Origin of the sequence: Delftia sp. UME58 (assembly GCF_014170385.1) — a bacterium.
Lineage (GTDB): Bacteria > Pseudomonadota > Gammaproteobacteria > Burkholderiales > Burkholderiaceae_C > Comamonas > Comamonas acidovorans.
Window position 1 is genome coordinate 56,434 of record NZ_LZZV01000014.1, and the last position, 21,837, is coordinate 78,270.

Below are 21,837 nucleotides of genomic sequence, written 5' to 3' on the forward strand. Positions count from 1 at the left end.
TGACGACCCCTCACCCATCACGGAGCGCGGCCCGCCACCGGCCGGCCGCGCCACAGAAAGCCATTCATGATCGACAAGAAGAAACTCTCCCAAGCTCCCGAAGATTCCCTGGATGCCGAGGCCACACGCCGCCGCCTGCTGCTGCGCGGCGGCCTCACCGCCGGTGGGCTGGCCGCCTTTGCGGCCGGCTACGGTGAAACACTGGCGCGCGGTGCCAAGGGCCTGGTCGCAGGCACCTCGGGCACGCCCACGGCCAGCGCCACGCGCGGCAATTCGCTGACGCCCGAGTTCCGCATCGACCCGGCCACGGGCGCGCTCGCCACCCAGCCCGGCCAGGTGGTCAGCCCCTCCAGCTGCCTGGGCTGCTGGACGCAGTGCGGCGTGCGCGTGCGTGTCGATACCGCCAGCAACCGCATCCTGCGCGTGGCAGGAAACCCCTACCACCCGCTGGCCACCACGCGCCCGGCCGCCATGGAAGAACCCGTGCGCGAGGTCTACGCCAAACTGGGCAAGGAGCTGGGCCTTGAGGGCCGCGCCACGTCCTGCGCGCGCGGCTCGTCCATGCTGGAGCACCAGAACGCGCCGCACCGCGTGCTCACCCCGCTCAAGCGCGTGGGCCCGCGCGGCAGCGGCCGCTGGCAGAGCATTTCCTTCGAGCAGCTGGTGCAGGAAGTCTGCGAGGGCGGCGATCTGTTCGGCGAAGGCCAGGTCGATGGCCTGCGCGCCATCTGGGACCCCAGGACGCCGCTGGACGCCGACAACCCCGAGTTCGGCCCGCGCTCCAACCAGTTGCTGGTGACCGACGCCTCCAACGAAGGCCGCGCCCAGCTGCTGCGCCGCTTTGCAGGGCCGTCCTTCGGCACCGTGAACGTCAGCAACCACGGCGCCTACTGCGGCCAGAGTTTTCGCGTGGGTGCGGCAGCGGCCCTGGGCGACCTGCCCGGCATGCCGCACGGCAAGCCCGACTGGAGCCATGCCAGCTTCGGCCTGTTCATCGGCGCGGCGCCCGCGCAGTCCGGCAACCCCTTCCAGCGCCAGGGCCGCGAGCTGGCCGAGGCCCGCTCGCGCGAGGACAACCGTTTCCGCTACGTGGTGGTCTCGCCCGTGCTGCCGACCTCGTCCAGCCTGGCTGCGGGCAGCGGCAACCGCTGGCTGGCCGTCAAGCCGGCCAGCGACCTGGCCCTGGCCATGGCGCTGATCCGCGTCATCCTGGACGAGGCGCGCCATGACACGGGCTTTCTCGCCCAGCCCGGCCCGGCCGCCATGCAGGCGGCGGGCGAGGCGTCCTGGAGCAATGCCACGCACCTGCTGGTCAACGAGCCCGGCCACCCGCGCCATGGCAGCTTTCTGCGCGGCGCCGACCTGGGCTGGGCCATGCCCGCGCCAGCCGAAGACGGCAAGCCGGCCCAGGATGTGTTCGTGGTGCAGCGTGCCGATGGCAGCCTGGCGCCGCACACCCAGGCCGAGCCTGCACAGCTGATGGTGCGCACCCGCGTGGCCGTGCCCGGCCTGAAGGCCGAAGGCGCGGACCAGGCCCCCGAGCTGTCGGTCTGCTCCTCGCTGGCCAAGCTGCATGAGCAGGCCAGCCTGAAGACGCTGGACGAGTACGCGGCGCTGTGCGGCGTGGCGCGCGGCGAGATCGAGGCGCTGGCGCGCGAGTTCACCAGCCATGGCAAGCGCGCCGTGGCCGATGCGCATGGCGGCACCATGAGCGGCGCGGGCTTCTACACCGCCTACGCCATCAGCATGCTCAACACCCTGGTGGGCAACCTCAACGTGCAGGGCGGCCTGGTGCTGGATGCCGGCCCGTTCGGCCCCTTCGGCCCCGGCCCGCGCTACGACTTCGCCAACTTCGACGGCAAGGTCAAGCCGCGCGGCCTGGCGCTGTCACGCCACCGCCAGCCCTACGAGAAAAGCGCGGAATTCCAGCGCAAGCGCGAGGGCCAGCCCGAGGGCGCGAAGGACTACCCCGCCGCCCAGGCCCCGTGGTACCCGGCCGTGGGCGGCCTGTCCAGCGAGATGCTGGCCAGCGCGCTGGCCGGCTACCCCTATCGCGCCAAGGCCTGGATCAACCACATGAGCAACCCCGTCTACGGCATTGCGGGCTTTCGCAACGCGCTGGTGGACGATCTCAAGGACCCGAAGAAGCTGCCGCTGATCGTCTCCATCGACCCCTTCATCAACGAGACCAGCGCGCTGGCCGATTTCATCGTGCCCGACACCGTGACCTACGAGAGCTGGGGCATCTCGGCGCCCTGGGCCGACGTGGTGGCCAAAAGCTCCACCGTGCGCTGGCCCGTGGTGCAGCCCGCCGTGGCGCGCACGGCCGGCGGCCAGCCCGTGAATGTGGAGAGCTTTCTCTTCGCCGTGGCAGAACGGCTGGGCATGCCCGGCTTTGGCGAGGCCGCCATCAAGGACGCCCAGGGCCAGCCCCATGCGCTGCGCTCGGCCGAGGACTTCTTCATCCATGCCCTGGCCAACGTGGCCTGGGCAGGCGGCAAGCCCGTGCCGGCGGCCAGCGATGACGACATCGCCATCACCGGCGTGGACAGGCTGGTGCCCGCGCTGCGCCAGCGCCTGAAGGACGATGAATGGCGCCAGGTGGCCATGCTGCTGACGCGCGGCGGGCGCTTCGACCGCATCGAGGACGCCTGGAAGGACGGCCACACCCGCAAGGCCCACGCGCCTGCCCTGCAGGTCTGGAGCGAGGAGCTGGCCCGCATGCGCCACGCCATGACGGGCGAGCGCTACAGCGGCTGCCCCACCTGGTATCCGGCACGACTGGCCGACGGCAGCGCCATGCGCACGCATTTCGGCGAGCAGCAATGGCCGCTGCTGCTGACCTCGTACAAGTCCAACCTGATGAGTTCCATGTCGATTGCCGTCTCGCGGCTGCGCCAGGTGCATCCGCACAACCCGGTATCGCTGCACCGGGAGGACGCCGAACGGCTGGGCATCGCCAACGGCGACACGGTGCGCATCCGCACGCCGGGCGGCGCGGTGACGGCCGTGGCCATGGTGCGCGACGGCGTGATGCCGGGCACCGTGGCCATCGAGCACGGCTACGGCCACCGCGAGCTGGGCGCGGGCCGCCACAGCATCGACGGCAAGCCCATGCCGGTGAACGCCGAGCACGCCAATGGCGTGAACCTCAACGACCTGGGCTTTGCCGATCCCACGCGGCCCGGCTGCAGGAACGTGTGGGTGGACTGGGTGTCCGGCGCCACGGTGCGCCAGGGCCTGCCTGCGCGCATCGAGAAAACCTAGTGTCTTCATCCCATCAGGATCAATGCACCACACGACCCACTCCCTGCCCAGTGGCTGCGTTGTCGCAGGGTTGAAGGGTCTGGCCAGGGCCACCATTTACAAAAGGAGACACCATTCGCGGGATTGCCGGTCCTCGTGGCGGATGCTGAAATCCCGGCAGAGCCTGCACACCCAAGGGGTGCGAGGCAGGCTACTGCAGGCCGCTACGTTTCGAAAGCACACCCAAGAGAGGGACGCTACATGCAGGTTGACTCCTTCTTCCAATCTGGTGGCACCTGGCGAGCTGCCACCCCAATACGCGAGCCGGTTCCCGGCGGCCGGTGGCAGCACGGCGCAACCGTGGCTTTGGCCGCCGCCGCAATCGCTTTCGCGCACGCCTGTCACGCGCAAACCACTTGGGTGGGCAGGGTCACGATCGGGGACGTGATCCGCGAGGATCTGACCAATGCACTGGCGGCCCAGCAACAGGCTACGAAGAACAAGTCCGAGTTCAACCGCAGGATCGCCCAGGCACGTCAGGGCTTTCTTGAAACAGCCCGGACGCCAGGCACCAGAGCCAAGGCGGAAGCGGAGTTCGCCAAGCTGCTGCTGGAAAAGGATCTCTACTTCCTCACGCTCTACCTCAACGAAGGCTTTTCGGAACGAAATATATCCATCGTCAAGGGACTGGAGCGCGTGACAGGGGGCGATTTGGACAACGGCATCCCATCGGATGGCCGTGCGGCCTTTGAAAGCTGGGTCAGAGGCATCAGGGCTTCGCTGGGAGCGGCGCGAGACGGCCAGATGGCGATGGCGGCACTTCAGCCCGACCGCCTGCAACAGGCACTGCAGGCCAACGATTCGACCTACCAGGCGTACAAGCGGCTCAGAGACCGACAGGAAATCCAGCTCGGCATGGGCCAGGAACAGCAGGCGCAGGCAGCCGCCATCAGGGATGTGCAGGCCGCCACTGCACCCGATGGTGGCGCACGGCTGTTCGAGCAACAGCGGCAACGCCTCTCCGCCGTCGATCTCCACGGTCTGGCCGAAGGCGATGTGTATCGCTGGATGGTTGAAACCGGGAACAAAGGCCATCAAACCCTGCAATGCACCTACGGGCCTAAATTGAACTCCAGCGGTGTCAAAAGCTATGCCACCTATGGCTTCTGGTATGCGAAGGCGCCCGAAGACATCCCGGCCATGCTCGCGCGGGACCCTAAGGGAGTGCTGCGCTTCATCGGTGACCAGGCCATCAAGGAATGCCCGCCCAGCGACAAGGCCGCGCTTGCGCTGCGCCGCAGCCTGATGGCCCGGCACCCCGTCACCGGCACAGCGCAACCCTTGCCATCAAGTCCTGGAATGGCCCCCCCTCCTGCAGCCCCCATGCCCCCAGGCCTCTCGCCTCAGGAGGCAAGGAACTGGGTGCGCAGCAACGCAAGGCAATCGGCCGGGAGAAACCCGCAATGACGCAATGGACCTGTAACAAATGCGGCCGAACGATAAGCTCCACCGGCACGCTGCCACCCGATCACGACTGCAAGCAAAGTCCCTCAAGCCCGGGGGCAGACCGTGGGTTGATCGCATTTTTCGCGGGTGCTGCTACCGGCCTCTACTGCTGGCACAAGACACAGCACGCCGGACTCGCAATGGGCGCGGCGCTACTGGCCGCAGCCATCGCATCCACCAAGCTGTTCGGCACACTTTTGTTTTGGGCTTTCGCCGTCATGGTGATATATGCGCTCGTGTCCGGCTGACTGCGCACCGGGCCAGTGCGCCATAGCCCGCCATGGCCAGCACAGCCCGGAGCAGCTCCTGAAAGGTCAGTCCCCGGCCTGCCAGCCGCCGCCCAGCGCCTGGTACAGCGCAATGGCGTTTTCCAGCTGGCCCTGGCGCAGGCGTATGACTTCCTGCTGGGCCTGGAACAGATTGCGCTGGGCGTCCAGCTCTTCCAGGTAGCTGGCGTAGCCGGCCTCGTAGCGGTCCTTGGCAAAGCCCAGGGAGCGCTGCAGCACCGCCTCGCGCTCGCTGGCATGCTGCCACTGCGACTGCAGGCGCTGGGTGCCGACCAGGGCGTTTTCCACATCGGCCAGCGCCTTGGTCACCACGCCGCGGTAGGCATAGGCGGCCTGGTCGCGCTGGGCGGCGGCGGCGTCGAACTGGCCCTGCAGCCGCCCGCCCGTGAACAGCGGCGCCAGCACGCTGCCGCCCAGGGCCCAGACCGTGGCCGGGTGGTATTGCAGGGCGTTGACCAGCAGGCTGCCGGCGCTGGCCGTCAGCGAGACCTGGGGCAGGAAGGCGGTGCGCTGCACGGCCAGGCTTTCGTCGGCGGCCGCCAGTTGCAGCTGGGCGCGTGCAATGTCGGGGCGGCGCTGCAGCAAGGCCGAAGGCAGGCCTGCGGCCGGCGCGGGCGGCGGCGCGCCCAGCGTGGCGGACTGGCCGTCGGTCGTTGCCATGAGCGCGGCAGCCTGCTCGTCACCCTCGCCACCGGCCAGCAGCAGGAGCGCCGTGCGCTGGCGTGCCAGCGACAGCTCCAATTGCTCCACGGCCTGCTGCACGGATTGCAGCTCGGCCTGGGCCTGGGTGAGCTGCAGCTGCGAGGTGTAGCCCACGCGCGCCTGATCGTCGGCCAGGCGCAGGGCCTGTTCGCGCGAGCGGGCCGTGGCCTGGGCCACTTGCAGCTGCGATTGCAGCGAGCGCAGGCCCACATAGGCCTGGGCCGTGGTGGCGGCCACGGCCAGGGCCACGGCGTCGCGGTCGGCCTCGCTGGCCTGCAGGCGCAGGGCGGCGGCCTTTTCCAGGTGGGCGATGCGGCCCCACAGATCAGGCTCCCAGCTGGCCTGCAGGCCGGGCTGGACCGAGCGTGTGTGCGCCAGGCCCCGCGCGCCCAGGCTGCGGCCCGTGGAGGCGCCGGCCGTGGCCGAGAGCTGGGGCAGGCCCGCAGCGCCTGCCACGTCCAGGTTGGCCCGCGCCTCATCCACGCGCGACAGGGCCAGCAGCACATCGTTGTTGCGGGACTGGGCCAGTTCCACCCAGCGCGTGAGCAGCGGATCGCCAAAGGCCTGCCACCACGATGCCTGGATGGCGGCGGCCGGCTCCTGCCCTGCCCCGCTCCACTGGGCGGGCATGGCGGGCCGGGCCGCTTCGGGCGCGGTGCTCAGCGGCGGCACGCCGCAGCCGGCCAGCGCGGTGGCGCAGGCGATGGCCACGGCCAGTGCGCGGGCGGTCATGGGCGGGCCTCCGGTCGGGGTGCGGGTTGTAGTGCGGGCTGCTGTGCGGGTTGCGGCTCAGGCTGCGCCGTATCCAGCCTCACCACCACCGACATGCCCGCGCGCAGCCGCGCGGCCAGTTCCTGGTCGGGATCGATTGCAATCTTGACCGGCAGGCGCTGCACGACCTTGGTGAAGTTGCCCGTGGCATTGTCGGCCTTGAGCACGCTGAATTCCGAACCCGTGGCCGGCGCGATCTCCAGCACGCGGCCCGTGAGATGGGCGCCGCCCAGCGCATCGACGCTGAAGCGCACGGACTGGCCTATGCGCACCTGGGCGGTCTGGGTTTCCTTGAAGTTGGCCACCACCCACAGCGTGTGCGGCACCACGTACATGAGCTGGGAGCCGGCCGTGACGTACTGGCCCCGGCGCACGCCCACCTCGCTGACCTGGCCATCGCCTGGCGCGTGCACCACGGTGTTGTCCAGGTTGATCTGGGCCTGGCGCAGCTGGGCCTCGGCCATTTGGACCTGGGCTTCGAGCGAGGCGCGGTTCACCGTCGTCGCCTTGATCTTCTGGGCGTTGATCTCGATGTCGGCCTGGGCCTTGGCCACGTTGGTGGCCGCCAGGCGCGCGGTGGCACGCACCTTGTCGCGCTCGTTGAGCGAGACGGAGCCGCGCTCGGACAGCGCCTGCACGCGCTGCAGCTCGGCCGCGGCGCGGTCGGATTCGGCCTGCGCCGCCGCCAGGCCGGCGCGGCTGGCGCCCAGCGTGGCGCGGTTCTGGGCCTGGGTCTGGTCGGCATTGGCCAGCTGTGCGCGGGCATTGGCCAGCTGGGCCTGCGCCTGGGCCTGGGCGGCTTCGTAGGTGCGGGCGTCGATGCGCACCAGGGGCTGGCCGGCCTTGACGTTCTCGTAGTCCTGCACCAGCACCTCGGTCACATAGCCGCTGACCTGGGGCGCAAGCACGGTGACGGCGCCGCGCACATAGGCGTTGTCGGTGCTGACCACGGTGCCGGCGAAGGGGAACAGGTTCCAGGCACGCAGCACCAGCAGCACGCCGGCCAGTGCGACCACCAGCATCACCAGCACGCTGCGCAGCGAGGGCTTGATGAGCTTGGGCGATGGCGAAGGTGAAGGCGAGGGCGAAGGCGCCGCAGCGGGAGCCGGCGCAGGCGAGGCAGAGGCGGCCGCGCCGCCATTGGAATTTTCGGAGTCACTCATGTTGTTGTCTTTTCTCTGGGCGAACGGTTTCAGGCGCGGGCGACGGGCTGGGTGGGCGGCTGGCCCGGCGCGTCCTGCGGCGCGGCGGCATCGGTGCCGCGCATGGCCGAGGCATCGGCAGCGGCGGCGCGCATGCGCTCCACGAAAGCGCGCTGGCGTGCGCGGCCGGCCAGGGCCAGCATCCACAGCAGGTAGAGCACGGCCACGCCGGCCGTGAGCGCGAACACGTCGTTGTAGGCGCGCACATTGGCCTCGCGGCGTGCGGCCTGCGCCAGCTGGGCCGTGCCCTGGGCCGCACGCAGGGCGGGGTCGGCGATGACACGGGCCAGGCTTTGCTGCTGCAGGCGCAGGCGGTCGGCCACGATGGGGTCGGTGGGATCGACATCGGCCACGATGGCGGCCGAATACACCTGCTCGCGGTGCATCTGGTAGGTGCTCAGCAGGGCCGAGCCCATGAGCGCGCCCATGGCCTGGGTCATCGATATGGTGACGATGGCCGTGAGCATGTAGTGCGCGCCGAACTTCAGGCCCTGCACCACGCCGATCAGCATCAGCGGCCCCATGAACAGGCCCGCGCCCACGGCCATGAGGAACTGGCTGCCGAAGAAGTCCTCGGGCCGGGCCAGGCTGGTGCGGCTGTGGTCCAGCCAGGCCGCCAGCGCGAACAGCACGATGGAGCCCACGATCTGCTTGCCCATGTTCTCCAGCCCGAAGGTCAGCGCCGACACGGCAATGCCCGCGATGGTGCCCAGCAGGATGACGATGAACAGCGGCTGCATCTGGTCCACGGTCATGCCCAGCATGCGCTGCATGCCGATCACGCCATAGGTCTGCTCGGTGGTCAGAAAGCGCAGCAGCAGCGCACCGATCACGAAGCGAACCGTGGGCGCCAGCACGAACCAGCGCGTCTGCAGCATGGGATTGCGGCGGTGGTGCTCGATGTACAGCGCCACGCTCAGCAGGACGATGGAGCCGATCAGCATCCAGGCCAGCCAGGGCGTGTCCAGCCACCAGTGGTTGTAGCCCTGCACCAGCACGGCGATCAGCAGGCCCACGCCGGGCACCATGAGGAAGAAGGTCAGGAAGTCCAGCCGCTCGAAGCTGCGGATGTGCACGCCAGGCGGAAGCTTGAGCACCACCACGCCCGCGAACGAGATCAGGGCCAGGCCGGCCTCGAACAGGTAGAGGTTGTGCCACTCGCTGTTGAACAGCAGGCCCGGCGACAGGATCCAGGCCAGCGGCGTGGCGATCTGCCCCAGCCCCACGCCGATCACCAGCATCTTCAGCACATGCTTGCGCGGCGCCGCCTGCAGCATGTAGAGCGTGCCCAGCGTGCTGCAGGTGGCACCCGCCAGGCCGCTGGCCGCGCGCAGCATGAGCAGGCTGGTGTAGCTGCCCAGCACCAGGTGCAGCAGCGTCAGCAGCGCATACAGGCCCAGGCCGATCTCGGCGAACAGCCGCATGCCGAACTGCTGGCGGAACTTGTAGACCAGCAGGTTGGCCGTCATGTTGAGCATGACGTAGGCGCCGGTCAGCCAGGCGGCCTCGGAAGACGTCAGGCCCATCTGCCCCTGGATGGTGGGCAGGTTGGCCGTGAACAGTGCATTGCCCAGGCCGCCCGTCAGCGCCACCAGCACGGCGATCAGGCCATAGGCGGCGCGCACGGCCGGCTGGTGCAGCGGCATGGACGGCGAGCCCGGCAGGCTGGGCTTTTCATGCTCTTCCCAGTCCGGCGGGGGCTTGAGGTAGATGACGGGAGGCGACGGGGGCAGCACGGGCCCCGGTGAAGTCGGTGTGGTGGCCATGTCAGGCCTTCAGGCCTTGCCAGACGATCTGCAGCGCCTTGCGCGCCAGGGTGCGCCGCTGCTGCGGCGTCTCGCCGCGCAGCGAGGCGCCCAGCATGCCGAACACCAGGGACAGCTCGGACTGCGTCAGCGGCTGGCGGCAATGGCCGCAGGCCACGGCCCGGTCCATGGCCGGCCGAAAGATCTGCCACATGGCAACGCGCGCCTGGGCGATGACCTCGTCGCCGCGCTCCACGGTGCGCCAGTAGTCGGTGATGGGAGCGGAGACCGCGATGCGCTCGGCCAGGCGCGACAGCAGCTTGTAGAAGGCATCGTCATCCTCGGCCATGGCCTCGGCCGCGAGGCGCATGTTGTCCAGCGAACGCTCCAGCAGCGCCAGCATCAGCGCGCGCCGGTCAGGAAACTGCCGGTACAGCGTGGCGCGGCCGACTTCGGCGCGCTCGACCACCAGGTCCAGCGGCGCGGTCACGCCGTGCTCGGAAAACACGGCATCGGCCGCGTCCAGCAACTGGGCGCGGCGGATATCGGCACTGGGTCTTTTGGAAGTCATGCGGGCAATTATCGGACAAAGTTGTCCGTTAGATGTCCACAACAGGCCTATCCCATGGCAAGGCCATGGGCAAAAAACCAACGGTTTCCGGCAGTGGAAAAGCCTCTACAGGTCGGCCAGCGGCAGCAGCTGGCGGCGGCTGTCAAAGCGCCGCGACTGGCCGTCCAGAGGATCGGTGAAGGCCAGGCTGCGCGCCAGCAGCTGCAGCGGGCGCGAGTAGTCGCCCTCGGGCATGTCATGCACTTCGGGATAGAAGCCGTCGCCCCACAGCGGCAGGCCCAGGGCGGCCATGTGCACGCGCAGTTGGTGGCGCTTGCCGCTTTCGGGCTCCAGCCGGTAGCGCGCCCAGCGGCCGTGCTGCTCCAGCACCTGCATGTGGGTGCGGGTGTTGGGCGTGCCGTCCACCTCGTGCATGCGAAAGAAGTGCCCGCTTTCCTCCATGCGGCTTTCATGCGTGCGCGGAAAAGCCACGTCCTCGCGCCAGGGCGCCACGGCCTCGTAGGTCTTGTGGATGGCGCGGTCGCGGAACAGCGCCTGGTAGATGCCGCGCGTGGCGCGCTGCACCGAAAACACCACCAGACCCGCCGTGTCGCGGTCGATGCGGTGGATGGGCGACAGCTCGGGCAGGTCGAACTCGCGCTTGAGCCGCACCAGCAGCGTCTGCTGCAGGTACCTGCCGGCCGGCACCACGGGCAGGAAATGCGGCTTGTCGGCCACCAGCAGATGCGCGTCGCGGTGGATGACCTCGGCCTCGAAGGGAATGGGCGGCTCGGCCTGCAGTTCGCGGTAGTAGTAGTAACGCAGGCCCGGCGCAAAGGCCGTGCCTGCATCGGCGGCGCGGCCATGCTCGTCCACCACCTCGCGCAGCGCCAGGCGCCGCAGCCAGTCTTCGCGCGCCACGGCCGGCAGGCGCTCGGCCAGAAAATCGATCAGCAACCCGCCGCCCTGGCTGGGCAGCACCACGCAGCTGGGGCTGACGCCGTCGCGTATGGGAAGAACCTTGGGGTCGTGGGCGTTGTGCATGGATTCCCGCCCTCAGCGCTTGTGCAGCGCTGCCCACTCATCGGGCGTCACGATCAGGCCGGGAAAGCTGTCACGCAGCGCAAGAAGGTCGCCGTCGCAGGTGATGAGCGCCTGGGCCCGGCCCACATGCGCCAGCACCAGGAACACCTGGTCCTTGTCGTCCCGGCACAGCGGCAATGCAGGCCAGGGCTGCGGCAGCGTGACGACATCGGCCCAGGGCAGGAAATCCTCCAGCAAGGCCTGTTGCTCGGCCGTTGACAGCTTGAACTTCGGATAGGCGAGCACACGCAGCAATTCGCTGGCCGTTTCCCTACAGACCAGGGGCTGCAACTGCTGGTGCTGCCAGGCCCGGCGTATCCACGCAAGACGGCCGGACGTGAACAGCAATGCCGAGAGCACGACGTTGGTGTCCAGGACGACACGCATCATTTGCGCGCCCAGGAGGTCGCCTCCTGCACATCCTCGTCGGTGATGCCCATCTGCTGCAGCTTGTCGCGGACGGCCTGTGCGCGCTGGACACGCTGCACGTGCACGGGCGTGAGCACGATGCGGCCGTTTTCCACGGCCACCTCGAAATACTCTGTGGCCTCCACCTCGGACACCACGGCCTTGGGCAGGGTGATCTGGTTCTTCGACGTCAATTTGGCAAGCATGGCCGGCTCCTGCAAATGAGAGAAAACACGGAAATCTTACTTCCTTACCTCATTCCTCTGCGTCTCACCGGGCTTCTTCACCTGGCGAGGCTGGCCCTCCCAGTCCACTCACGCCGTTCAACCCGCTGTCCGCCGTCACCAGCACGCCCGCCGAAACGATGTAGTCGGCCGCGCTTTCGATGTCGCCGCGCAGCGCCTCCTTCGCGGCAGGCGCGTCGCGCCGGCGCAGGGCCTCGACCAGGCGCGCGTGGTGGCCGACCGCCACCTGCTCGCTCACGCGGCGCGAGCCCGAGCGCATGTCGTGGTTGAGGATGGGGCCTATGCGCAGCCATAGCGCCTCGATCATCTGCAGCAGCATGGGCATGCCGGCCGCGCCGTAGACGGCGAAGTGGAAATCCTTGTTGAAGGCGATGAGCCGTGCGCCATCGGGCGAGGCACCGGCCATCTCGGCCGCAAAGCGGTCCTGCAGGACGGCAATGCGCTGCAGCCCTTCGGCCGGCAGCTGCAGCGCGGCCTGCTCGGTGGCCAGGCCTTCGAGGTTGACGCGGATGCGGGTGATTTCGCGGAAGGCGCTTTCCGTCATCAAGGGCACGCGCAACGCGCGGTTGGGCGTGAGTTCCAGCGCCTGCTCGGCCACCAGCCGGTGCACGGCTTCGCGCACGGGCATGACGCTGACGCCCAGCGCGCTGGCCGTGGTGCGCAGCGAGATCTGCTCGCCCGGAATCATCTGGCCGGTGATCAGCAGTTCCCTGAGCTGTGCATAGACATCGCTGCTGAGGGTCTGGCGTTTGAGTGGGGTGACTAGTTCTTTGATGGCCATGGCGGCGATGGTAGCGCGGCGACACCGCTGTCATGTCACATAGGGTATTCACCATATTTGATCTGTGATCACAGATACAAAATCCAAAGCCAACCCGAATCCCTTTCACCTTTGTTTGAGTTCCCAAGGAGTCCCCGCATGTGGAAAAACGATCTTCTGGCCGGCCAGCGCGTCCTGGTGACGGCGGGCGCCGCCGGAATCGGTCTGGAAATCAGCCGCGCCTTTGCCCAGGCCGGCGCGCGCGTCATGGTCTGTGACGTGGCCCAGGCCAGCCTGGATGCGCTGGCTGCCGCCCTGCCCGGCGCCAGCGGCCGTCTTGCCGATGTGTCGGATGCCTTGCAGGTGCAGGCCCTGTTCAAGGCCGTGGACAACGAGTTGGGCGGCCTGGACATCCTCGTCAACAACGCCGGGGTGGCCGGCCCCACGGGCGCGGTGGAGACGCTGGAGCTGGCCGACTGGCAACGCACGCTGGATGTGAACATCACCGGCGCCTTCCTGTGCACACGGCTGGCCGTGCCCCGGCTTCGGCAATCGGCACGCGAGGGCCGGCAGGCAGCCATCGTCAACCTGTCTTCGGCGGCAGGCCACCTGGGCATGCCGGGCCGCTCGGCCTATTCGGCGTCCAAGTGGGCCGTGATCGGCCTGACCAAGTCGCTGGCGCTGGAGCTTGGCGCCGACGGCATCCGCGTGAACGCCATCCTGCCGGGCGCCGTGGACGGCCCGCGCATCCGCGATGTGATTGCCGCCAAGGCGCAGGCGCGCGGCCTGCCGCTGGAGGACGTCATGCGCAGCTACACGCACCAGGCCGCGCTGGGCCGCATGGCCACGGCGCGCGACATTGCCAACATGGCCGTGTTTGCCGCCAGCCCGCTGGCCGGCCACGTCACGGGCCAGGAGCTGGCCGTCGATGGCCTGACCCAGGCGCTGAGCTGAGCGCCCTCTCGTCCTCCCCTCCTCTCGCCTTTTCACCGTTTGCAAGGACCTTCCATGGCCACCCGCACCAAAGCCATCATCACCTGCGCGCCCACGGGCGCCATCCACACGCCCAGCATGTCGCCCCACCTGCCGGTGACGGCCGAGCAGATTGCGCGCGCCGCCATCGATGCCGCCGAGGCCGGCGCCGCCATCGTGCACCTGCATGCCCGCGATCCGCGCGACGGGCGCCCTTCGCAGGACCCTGAGTTGTTCCGCCCCTTTCTCAAGGCGATCCGTGCCGAGTGCGATGCCATCGTCAACATCACCACGGGCGGCAGCCCGCACATGACGGTGCCAGAGCGCATGCGGCCCGTGACCGAGTTCCAGCCCGAGCTGGCCTCGCTGAACATGGGCTCGATGAACTTCGGCCTGTTCCCCATGCTGGAGCGTTTCAAGGACCTGGAACACGCCTGGGAACGCGAGCACCTGGAAAACAGCCGCAACCTGGTCTTCAAGAACACCTTTGCCGATATCGAAGGGATATTGCGACTGGGCCAGGCCCAGGGCACGCGCTTCGAGTTCGAGTGCTACGACATCAGCCACCTGCACAACCTGGCGCATTTCGTGGACCGGGGTCTGGTGCAGGGGCCCGTGTTCGTGCAGTCGGTGTTCGGCATCCTGGGCGGCATCGGCGGCCACCCCGAGGACCTGATGCACATGCGGCGCACGGCCGACCGCCTGCTGGGCAGCAACTACCAGTGGTCCATCCTGGGCGCCGGGCGCAACCAGCTGCCGCTGGCCACCATGGGCGCGGCCATGGGCTCGCATGTGCGCGTGGGGCTGGAAGATTCGCTGTGGATAGGCCCGGGGCAGCTGGCCACCTCCAGCGCCGAGCAGGTGCGCCGCATCCGCACCGTGCTCGAGGCCCTGAATGTAGACGTCGCCACGCCTGCCGAGGCGCGCAGCATGCTGGGCCTCAAGGGTGCGGCCAACGTCGCCTTCTGAATCGCCTTCCCGGGCCAGCCCCCATGCCACCGAACAGGAGACCCCCATGCAGATCGATATCGTCGCCGACCTCAAGACCACGCTGGGCGAAGGCCCGCTGTGGGACGTCGGGCAGCAGCGCCTGTACTGGATAGACAGCTTCGACGGCCGCATCTTCCGCTGCACGGCCGACGGGCGCGAACTGCGCGCCTGGGAAGTCGGCCAGAAGATTGGCTCCATGGCACTGCGCCGCGATGGCCGCTCGGCCCTGGTGGCGCTGCACGGCGGCGTGCACACGCTGGACCTGGAAAGCGGCGAGCTGGAGCTGGTCGTCGCCCCCGAGTCCCACCTTCCCGGCAACCGGCTCAACGACGGCAAGGTGGACCGGCAGGGCCGCTTCGTCTTCGGCTCCATGGACACCCTGGAGGAGCAGCCTTCGGCGCGGCTGTACCGGCTGGACACGGACCTGAGCCTGCATGTGCTGGACGAGGGCATCATCTGCTCGAACGGCCCGTGCTGGAGCCCGGATGGCACGACGCTCTATTTCTCGGACACGTGGAGCGGCGAGATCCGGGCCTACGACTACGACACGGCCACGGGCCATGCCAGCGGCCGCCGGACCTTTGCCCCGGTCGACACCAGCGGTGGCGGCGCGGCCGACGGGGCCACGGTCGATGCCGAAGGCTGCCTGTGGCAGGCCCTGGTGTACGCGGGCCAGCTGGTGCGCTACACGCCGGACGGCCGAGTGGACCGGGTGATAGAGATGCCGGTGCGCAAGGTGACAAGCGTGATGTTCGGCGGACCCGGGCTCGACACGCTGTACGTCACCTCCATGGGCAAGCCGCCGTTGCCGCGCTTCCCGGGCGACGGCCAGTCCCGTGGCGCGCTGTTCTCCGTCAAGGGGCTGGGCGTGCGTGGCCTGCCCGAGCAGCGCTTCGGCGCCTGAACCCGCAACCGGGCACGCAGGCCCGGAGCCTTCGCACCGCAACGCCGCCCGCCCCGCGAAGCGGCACCTTCATCCACACAACAATGAAACGGCACCCACCGCTGGTGCCCGGGAGACTGTCATGGCCCAGGCCCCGCGCGCTTCGCTGCGCCAGATCCACCGCTATTCATGGGTATCCCTGCTGGTCTGCTGGCTGATCTGGGTACTGAATGCCTACGACCGCGAGATCGTGCTGCGGCTGGGGCCGACCATCTCCCGGCACTTCGGCCTGTCGGCCGACGAATGGGGCACGGTGGCCACCATCGTGATGCTGGCCCTGGCCGTGCTGGACATCCCCGGGGCGATCTGGAGCGACCGCTATGGCGCGGGCTGGAAGCGCGCACGCTTTCAGGTGCCGCTGGTGCTGGGCTACACGGCGCTGTCGTTCGCCTCGGGCTTCAAGGCGCTGAGCGGCAGCCTGGCGGGCTTCGTGGCGCTGCGCGTCGGCGTCAACCTGGGCGCCGGCTGGGGCGAGCCCGTGGGCGTGAGCAACACCGCCGAGTGGTGGCCGGTGGAGCGGCGCGGCTTCGCGCTGGGCGCCCACCACACGGGCTATCCGGTGGGCGCCATGCTCAGCGGCCTGGTTGCCGGCTTTGTGCTGTACGCCTTCGGCGAGGAGAACTGGCGCTATGTGTTCTTCGTCGCGCTGGTCGTCGCCATCCCGCTGATGTGGTTCTGGGCGCGCTGTTCCACGCCGCAGAAGATGGAACTGCTGTATGCCGACATCGCCGCCCGGGGCATGACCCCGCCGCAGGCCAGCGTGGCGGCGCAGGTGGAAAAAGGCCAGGCCTGGCGCACCCTGCGCAACACGCTGGCCGATCGCAGCATCGCCCTGACGGCTGGCAACACCCTGCTCACGCAGGTGGTCTACATGGGCATCAACGTGGTGTTGCCCGCCTATCTCTACAACATCATGGGCCTGTCGCTGGCCGAATCGGCAGGCATGAGCGTGGTGTTCACGCTCACCGGCATCCTGGGGCAGCTGGTCTGGCCGGCTCTGTCGGACGTGATCGGGCGCCGCGTCACCCTGGTGATCTGCGGCCTGTGGATGGCCGCCAGCGTGGGCGCCTTCTACTTCGCCGACACCATGGCCCTGGTCGTGGTGATGCAGCTGCTGTTCGGCCTGGTCGCCAATGCGGTCTGGCCCATCTACTACGCGGTGGCCTCGGACTGCGCCCAGCCCTCGGCCACCTCCACGGCCAACGGAATCATCACCACCGCCATGTTCGTGGGCGGCGGCATCGCGCCCGTGCTGATGGGCAGCCTGATCGCCCTGGGCGGCGGCTGGACCAGCCCCGGCGGCTATGCCCTGTGCTTCCTGGTCATGGCCGGCTGCGCGCTGGGCGGCGTGGCCCTGCAGCTGGGCACGCGCGGCAATGGTGCCTCCACCGCCACCGCCACCGCCTGACTCCGCTTTCCTCCATCCATCTTGCCAAGGATTTGCCATGGTCCATCACCCATCGCCCTCCCCTGTTCACGCGCCGCCCGCACGGCTGCAGCCTGCCACCGGCGACAGGCAGGCGCTGCTCAACGCCCGCATCTTCCGCAGGCTGATGCCGCTGCTGGTGCTGTCCTATGTGATCAGCTTCATAGACCGCACCAACATCGCGCTGGCCAAGTCGCACATCGAGGTGGACCTGGGCATCTCGGCGGCCGCCTACGGCCTGGGCGCCGGACTGTTCTTCCTGAGCTATGCGCTGCTGGAAGTGCCCAGCAATCTGGTCATGCACAGGGTGGGGGCGCGGTTCTGGATCACGCGGATCATGGTGACCTGGGGCCTGCTGTCGGCCGGCATGGCCTTCATCACCGGAGAGACCTCGTTCTACGTGATGCGCGTGCTGCTGGGCGCGGCCGAGGCGGGCCTGTTCCCCGGCGTGATGCTCTACCTGACCTATTGGTTCGGCCGCGAGGAACGGGCCCGCGCCATCGGCTACTTCCTGCTGGGCGTGTGCATTGCCAACATCCTCAGCGGCCCCGTGGGCGGCGCGCTGCTGCAGATGGACGGCATGCTGGGCTGGCACGGCTGGCAGTGGATGTTCGTGATCGAGGGCCTGCCCGCCGTGGCCCTGGCCTGGGTGGTCTGGAAGAAGCTGCCCGACGGCCCGGCCAGCGCGCCCTGGCTGACGGCCGCCGAATCGCGCGAGGTACTGCAACGCCTGCAGGCCGAGCAGGACCAGCAGGCCGGCACCGGCCAGGTGGGCCATTCGCTCAGGGACTGCCTGCGCGACGGGCAGATCTGGCTGGCCATCCTCGTCTACTTCTGCCACCAGATCAGCATCTACACGGTGATCTTCTTCCTGCCCGGCATCATCGGCACCTACGGACAGCTCTCGCCGCTGCAGATCGGCATGCTCAATTCCGTGCCCTGGATTGCAGCGGCCATCGGCGCGGCCTGGCTTCCTCGCTTTGCCACCCACCCGCAGCGCTGCCGGCGCATGCTGCTGGCGGGCCTGGCCACCATGGCCGCCGGCCTGCTGCTGGCGGCGCTGGCGGGCAAGGCCTCGCCAGCGCTGGGGCTGCTGGGTTTCAGCCTGACGGCGCTGATGTTCTTCGTGGTGCAGTCCGTGGTCTTCCTGTTTCCCGCCTCGCGGCTGGCGGGCGCGGGGCTGGCGGGCGGCATAGCCCTGGTCAATACCTGCGGCCTGGTGGGCGGCTTCATAGGTCCCACGGTGATGGGGATGATCGAACAGGCCACGGGCAGCACGCGCAACGGCCTGTTCATCATGGCGGGCCTGCTGGTGGTGGCAGCGCTGTCATCCACCCGCCTGCGACAGGGCCAGGAGACGCCGTGATGACGGCCCTTCCCGCGCTGTAGGCCAATCTCCTGTATGCGGGCCTGCCGGCTGCCCGCCAGCGCGTCCCGGACCTTGGCAAGCGGTTTTGCGGCGCTAGGATGGACCGAACTCCATTTCGCGGCCCCCTGCGCCATGACCGACACAGCGACCGACAGCCCCCAAACGCCAGCATCCAGGCCACCATCGCACCCGCCGCGCCGCCGCTGGCTGCGCATCCTCGTGTGGATGGCCTCGGCCCTGGTGCTGCTGCTGGCGCTGGTCGTGGTCCTGATTGCCACCTACGACTGGAACCGCGCCAAGCCCTGGGTCAACCAGCGGGTCAGTGAAAGCACCGGCCGGCATTTCGCGATTGAAGGCGACCTGCGGCTTCAATGGAACTGGCCCCAGCCGCTGGACCAGGGCTGGCGTCACTGGATTCCTGGCGTCACCGTCCAAGCCGAGCAGCTGACCCTGGGCCAGCCCGAAGGCTGGCAGGTGGAGCAGGAGCCGGCCAAGGGCAGTGCCGAGTTGCCCGCCCTGCCTGCGCCGCCCGACCAGTTGAACAAGGGCCGCCTGCCCGAGGAGAAAGCCAAGGAACAGCCCAAGGGGAAGGCGAAGGACAAGGACGAAGGCAAGGAAAGGGACAAGGACTCGCAGGCCAGCCCTTCCGCGCCCAGGATCGACAGCGACAGCATCGTCCTTGCCGACGAGAAAATGGCCCCACCTCCGCGCGACGCCGCCACCATGGCCACGGCCGCGCGCGCCACGGCCAGCCTGCGGCTATGGCCACTGCTGGGCCGGCACGTGCTGCTGGACCATCTGCAGCTCGAAGGGCCTGACCTGGTCTTCGCACGGCGCAAGGACGGCAGCAACAACTGGACCTTCAAGCGCCCCGAGTCCACGGGTCCTCGCTGGCGCTTCCAGGTGGCGCAATTGAGCCTGCGCGGCGGCCTGGTGGGCTGGAGCGATGGCCTGCGCCAGATGGCGGTGCGCGCACGCCTGGACAGCCTTGTTCAGCCGCTCAGCCCAGACTTTCCCTATGGCATGCGCGTCGGCCTGACCGGCCGCATCGCCAAGGCCACGGTCGAGGCCCAGGGTCTCATAGGACCCGTGCTGGACCTGCAAAGCGAGCAGGCACGCTTTCCCGTGAAACTGTGGGCCCACGCGGGCAGCCTGCGCGCCCGGGCCGAGGGCATTCTCGACAATCCCCGCGCCCTCAAGGGCATGGACCTGCAGGTGCGCCTGCGCGGCACCAGCATGGCGGACCTGTTTCCGCTCACCGGCCTGCTGCTGCCGCGCACCCCACCCTTCGATACCAGGGGCCATCTGGTCGGCAGCCTGCAGCCCGGCCGCGCCGAGTGGGACTACGAAAACTTCGAAGGCCGCGTCGGCCAGAGCGATCTGCGCGGCACGCTGCACTACGCATCGGGCAAGCCGCGGCCCAAGCTCAGCGGCGACCTGGCCTCGCGCAAGCTGCGCCTGGCCGATCTGGGACCGGTGGTGGGAGCACCTTCCACCAAGCAGGGCCAAAAAAGCAAGCAGGTCGCCAGCGGCAAGGCCCTGCCCACCCAGCGGTTTGACACCAGCAAGTGGAAAGCCATGGACATGGACGTGCGCTTCAAGAGCGATCGCATAGAACGGCCCCAGGCCCTGCCCATCGAGGACTTCAGTGTCCATGCACTCATGGACAACGGCGTGCTGCGCCTGTCGCCGCTGCGCTTTGGCATGGCCAAGGGCAAGCTGGACCTGGAGGCGGTGGTGGACAGCGGCGCCAAGCCGAACAAGGCCAGCCTCAAGGGCAAGGTCGAGGGGCTGCAGCTGTCGGCCCTGTTCCCGGAGATCGAACTCATGAAGAAAAGCCTGGGCAGCATGGACGGCGCCCTGGGGCTGGAAGGCCGGGGCCAGTCCATCGCCGAGTGGCTGGGCACCAGTTCGGGCGACATCCGCCTGTATGTGCGCGATGGCCGCTTCAGCAAGCAGTTGCTGGACCTGGCCGCGCTGAACCTGGGCAGCGTCATCGTCACCAAGCTGTTCGGCGCCGACAAGGAAGTGCAGCTCAACTGCGCCGTTGCCGACCTGACCGTGAAGCAGGGCATTGCGCGCACCCGCAACGTCAAGCTGGCCACGCCCGAGGCCATCATCGAGGCCACGGGACAGATCAGCCTGGCGCAGGAGACCATGGACCTGCGCATCGTCCCCGAGTCGCTGAAGTGGAAGTTCTTCTCGCTGCGCACGCCGCTGTACGTGCGCGGCAGTTTCGCCCAGCCCAAGGTGGGCGTGGAGCCCGGCCCGCTGCTGCTGCGCGCGGGCGCGGCCGTGGCCGCCGCCGTGGTGGCGCCGGCGGCCCTGGCGCTGGTACCGCTCACGGTGCCGGCCGCCGAGGAAGATGCGCAATGCCAGCGCCTGCTGGCGGAAAGCAGCAAGAAGTAGAGTAGACGCGGGGCCCTGATGCGGCACGCGCCGCGCTGCATTGGCGCAAAAAGGCTAGCAAACCCGGTGGCAATGTGACGAAATAGCGCCGCGGCACACAGGCATCGAGGCGCGGCGCCGGCAGGTCAAGGGCCTCGTCGATGCCCTCGCAGACGATGCGCAGGCAGCAGGCGCCGTGGCAGCAGCAGCGGCAGCGGCAGCGCTCAGGTCCCGACAGCCCGTGTGCAGGAACGCCCTGCCAGAGCACCATTCGCTGTAGCGATCCATGCATTGCGTATTTCCCCTTAGCCCCTGCGACGGCGCAAGCCGTTGATTTCGCTTAACCTTGACGTTCGCTTTTCTCCTGTGCCAAGTCCTTTCCCCATGTCCTCCAAAGTCCAGTTCCGCCTGCGCGTATACAACGAAAGCACCATTGCCATCGGCCCCGGCAAGGTGCAGTTGCTCGAAGCCATTGCCGAGGCGGGCTCCATCTCGGCTGCAGCGCGATCGCTGGGCATGTCCTACCGGCGCGCCTGGGTGCTGGTCGACGAGATGAACCGCGCGCTGCAGACACCGGCCGTCAACACCAGCGCTGGCGGGGCCCACGGCGGCGGCGCCTCGCTCACGGCTACCGGCGAAGCCATCGTCAGGCACTACCGCTCCATAGAGACCACGGCGCGCATGGCGGCGGCGGCCGATATCGCCGCGCTGACACGCCTGCTCAACCCCCAGGGAACGAGCGCATGAGCGCGGCCGGCTCCACGGCGCAGGCCATCGCCTGCCGCTCCATCGGCCATGTGCGCAGCCGCTTCACCGACCCGGTGGGCATGCCCATACAGACGGCAGGTGCGGCCGACGAGGCCGGCAGCGTGGAACTGCATCCCGAATTCGAGGCCGGGCTGCGCGACATCGAAGGCTTTGACTACCTGATCCTCATCACCCACCTGCACCAGGCCGTGGAAAAGCTGGAAGTCGTGCCCTTCATGGACGACAGCAGCCACGGCGTGTTCGCCACGCGAGCCCCGGCGCGGCCCAACCGGCTGGGCCTGTCCATCGTGCGCCTGGTGCGGCGCGAAGGGCGGGTGCTGCATTTCCTGGGCAACGACATGCTGGACGGCACGCCCGTGCTCGACATCAAGCCCTACGTGCCCAGGCTGGATGTGCGCCAGACCGAGCGCATCGGCTGGTTCGGCAAACGTATCGACCAGATGCCCGACATCCGCGCGGACGACCGCATGGCCTGA

At 68.8% G+C, this 21,837-nt stretch carries 19 protein-coding genes; 11 read left to right on the forward strand and 8 right to left on the reverse strand.

The genetic code is table 11. The features are described from left to right. Positions 1–66 precede the first annotated feature (66 nt). From A9976_RS05800 to A9976_RS05810, 3 genes are all read left to right on the forward strand, one after another. Positions 67–3,267, forward strand: a complete 3,201-nt coding sequence (locus A9976_RS05800; protein WP_183018220.1) for a tetrathionate reductase subunit A — start codon at positions 67–69, stop codon at positions 3,265–3,267. A 240-nt stretch (positions 3,268–3,507) separates the two neighbouring features. Beyond that, complete coding sequence (locus A9976_RS05805; protein ID WP_183018221.1) at positions 3,508–4,713, forward strand: hypothetical protein; 1,206 nt, start codon at positions 3,508–3,510, stop codon at positions 4,711–4,713. After that, complete coding sequence (locus A9976_RS05810; RefSeq protein ID WP_183018222.1) at positions 4,710–5,000, forward strand: hypothetical protein; 291 nt, start codon at positions 4,710–4,712, stop codon at positions 4,998–5,000. The genes A9976_RS05805 and A9976_RS05810 overlap by 4 nt, the downstream gene beginning before the upstream one ends. Before the next feature lie 66 nt (positions 5,001–5,066). Here A9976_RS05810 and A9976_RS05815 read toward each other — a convergent pair whose 3' ends face one another. The 8 genes from A9976_RS05815 to A9976_RS05850 form a co-directional block, all read right to left on the reverse strand. Then, positions 5,067–6,473: an efflux transporter outer membrane subunit gene (locus A9976_RS05815; protein WP_183018223.1), complete on the reverse strand. Its 1,407-nt coding sequence runs from the start codon at positions 6,471–6,473 to the stop codon at positions 5,067–5,069. Then, positions 6,470–7,675, reverse strand: coding sequence for an HlyD family secretion protein (locus A9976_RS05820; protein ID WP_183018224.1), 1,206 nt, complete (start codon positions 7,673–7,675; stop codon positions 6,470–6,472). The genes A9976_RS05815 and A9976_RS05820 overlap by 4 nt, the downstream gene beginning before the upstream one ends. Before the next feature lie 29 nt (positions 7,676–7,704). After that, positions 7,705–9,480 (reverse strand): MFS transporter, encoded by a 1,776-nt coding sequence (locus A9976_RS05825; protein ID WP_183018225.1) that lies wholly within the window; start codon positions 9,478–9,480, stop codon positions 7,705–7,707. Position 9,481: 1 nt separating this feature from the next. After that, positions 9,482–10,030, reverse strand: a complete 549-nt coding sequence (locus A9976_RS05830; protein ID WP_183018226.1) for a TetR/AcrR family transcriptional regulator — start codon at positions 10,028–10,030, stop codon at positions 9,482–9,484. A 105-nt stretch (positions 10,031–10,135) separates the two neighbouring features. Then, positions 10,136–11,053 carry a pseudouridine synthase gene (locus tag A9976_RS05835; RefSeq protein WP_183018227.1) on the reverse strand — a complete coding sequence of 306 codons (918 nt, stop codon included), beginning with the start codon at positions 11,051–11,053 and terminating at the stop codon, positions 10,136–10,138. A 12-nt stretch (positions 11,054–11,065) separates the two neighbouring features. Continuing rightward, a complete protein-coding gene (locus tag A9976_RS05840) occupies positions 11,066–11,482 on the reverse strand; it encodes a putative toxin-antitoxin system toxin component, PIN family (protein WP_183018228.1) in 417 nt (138 codons plus the stop codon). Beyond that, positions 11,479–11,706, reverse strand: coding sequence for an AbrB/MazE/SpoVT family DNA-binding domain-containing protein (locus A9976_RS05845; protein ID WP_183018229.1), 228 nt, complete (start codon positions 11,704–11,706; stop codon positions 11,479–11,481). Before A9976_RS05845 ends, A9976_RS05840 begins: the two co-directional genes overlap by 4 nt. Before the next feature lie 64 nt (positions 11,707–11,770). Beyond that, the gene (locus A9976_RS05850) at positions 11,771–12,526 is read right to left on the reverse strand and encodes a GntR family transcriptional regulator (RefSeq protein ID WP_183018230.1); all 756 of its coding nucleotides are present in this window, start codon (positions 12,524–12,526) and stop codon (positions 11,771–11,773) included. A gap of 138 nt (positions 12,527–12,664) precedes the next feature. On the opposite strand from A9976_RS05850, the gene A9976_RS05855 reads away from it, so the two are divergent. From A9976_RS05855 to tsaA, 8 genes are all read left to right on the forward strand, one after another. Beyond that, complete coding sequence (locus A9976_RS05855; protein ID WP_183018231.1) at positions 12,665–13,459, forward strand: SDR family oxidoreductase; 795 nt, start codon at positions 12,665–12,667, stop codon at positions 13,457–13,459. Positions 13,460–13,513: 54 nt separating this feature from the next. Next, entirely contained in the window at positions 13,514–14,446 is a 933-nt protein-coding gene (locus tag A9976_RS05860; RefSeq protein ID WP_183018232.1) for a 3-keto-5-aminohexanoate cleavage protein, read from the forward strand. A gap of 46 nt (positions 14,447–14,492) precedes the next feature. Next, positions 14,493–15,371, forward strand: coding sequence for an SMP-30/gluconolactonase/LRE family protein (locus A9976_RS05865; RefSeq protein WP_013802021.1), 879 nt, complete (start codon positions 14,493–14,495; stop codon positions 15,369–15,371). 121 nt (positions 15,372–15,492) lie between these two features. Then, complete coding sequence (locus A9976_RS05870) at positions 15,493–16,818, forward strand: MFS transporter (RefSeq protein ID WP_183018233.1); 1,326 nt, start codon at positions 15,493–15,495, stop codon at positions 16,816–16,818. A 37-nt stretch (positions 16,819–16,855) separates the two neighbouring features. Further along, positions 16,856–18,202 (forward strand): MFS transporter, encoded by a 1,347-nt coding sequence (locus A9976_RS05875; protein ID WP_183018234.1) that lies wholly within the window; start codon positions 16,856–16,858, stop codon positions 18,200–18,202. 135 nt (positions 18,203–18,337) lie between these two features. Continuing rightward, complete coding sequence (locus A9976_RS05880; protein WP_183018235.1) at positions 18,338–20,614, forward strand: AsmA family protein; 2,277 nt, start codon at positions 18,338–18,340, stop codon at positions 20,612–20,614. Positions 20,615–20,977: 363 nt separating this feature from the next. Beyond that, a complete protein-coding gene (locus A9976_RS05885) occupies positions 20,978–21,340 on the forward strand; it encodes a winged helix-turn-helix domain-containing protein (RefSeq protein WP_183018236.1) in 363 nt (120 codons plus the stop codon). Then, entirely contained in the window at positions 21,337–21,837 is a 501-nt protein-coding gene (tsaA, locus tag A9976_RS05890) for a tRNA (N6-threonylcarbamoyladenosine(37)-N6)-methyltransferase TrmO (RefSeq protein WP_183018237.1), read from the forward strand. Before A9976_RS05885 ends, tsaA begins: the two co-directional genes overlap by 4 nt.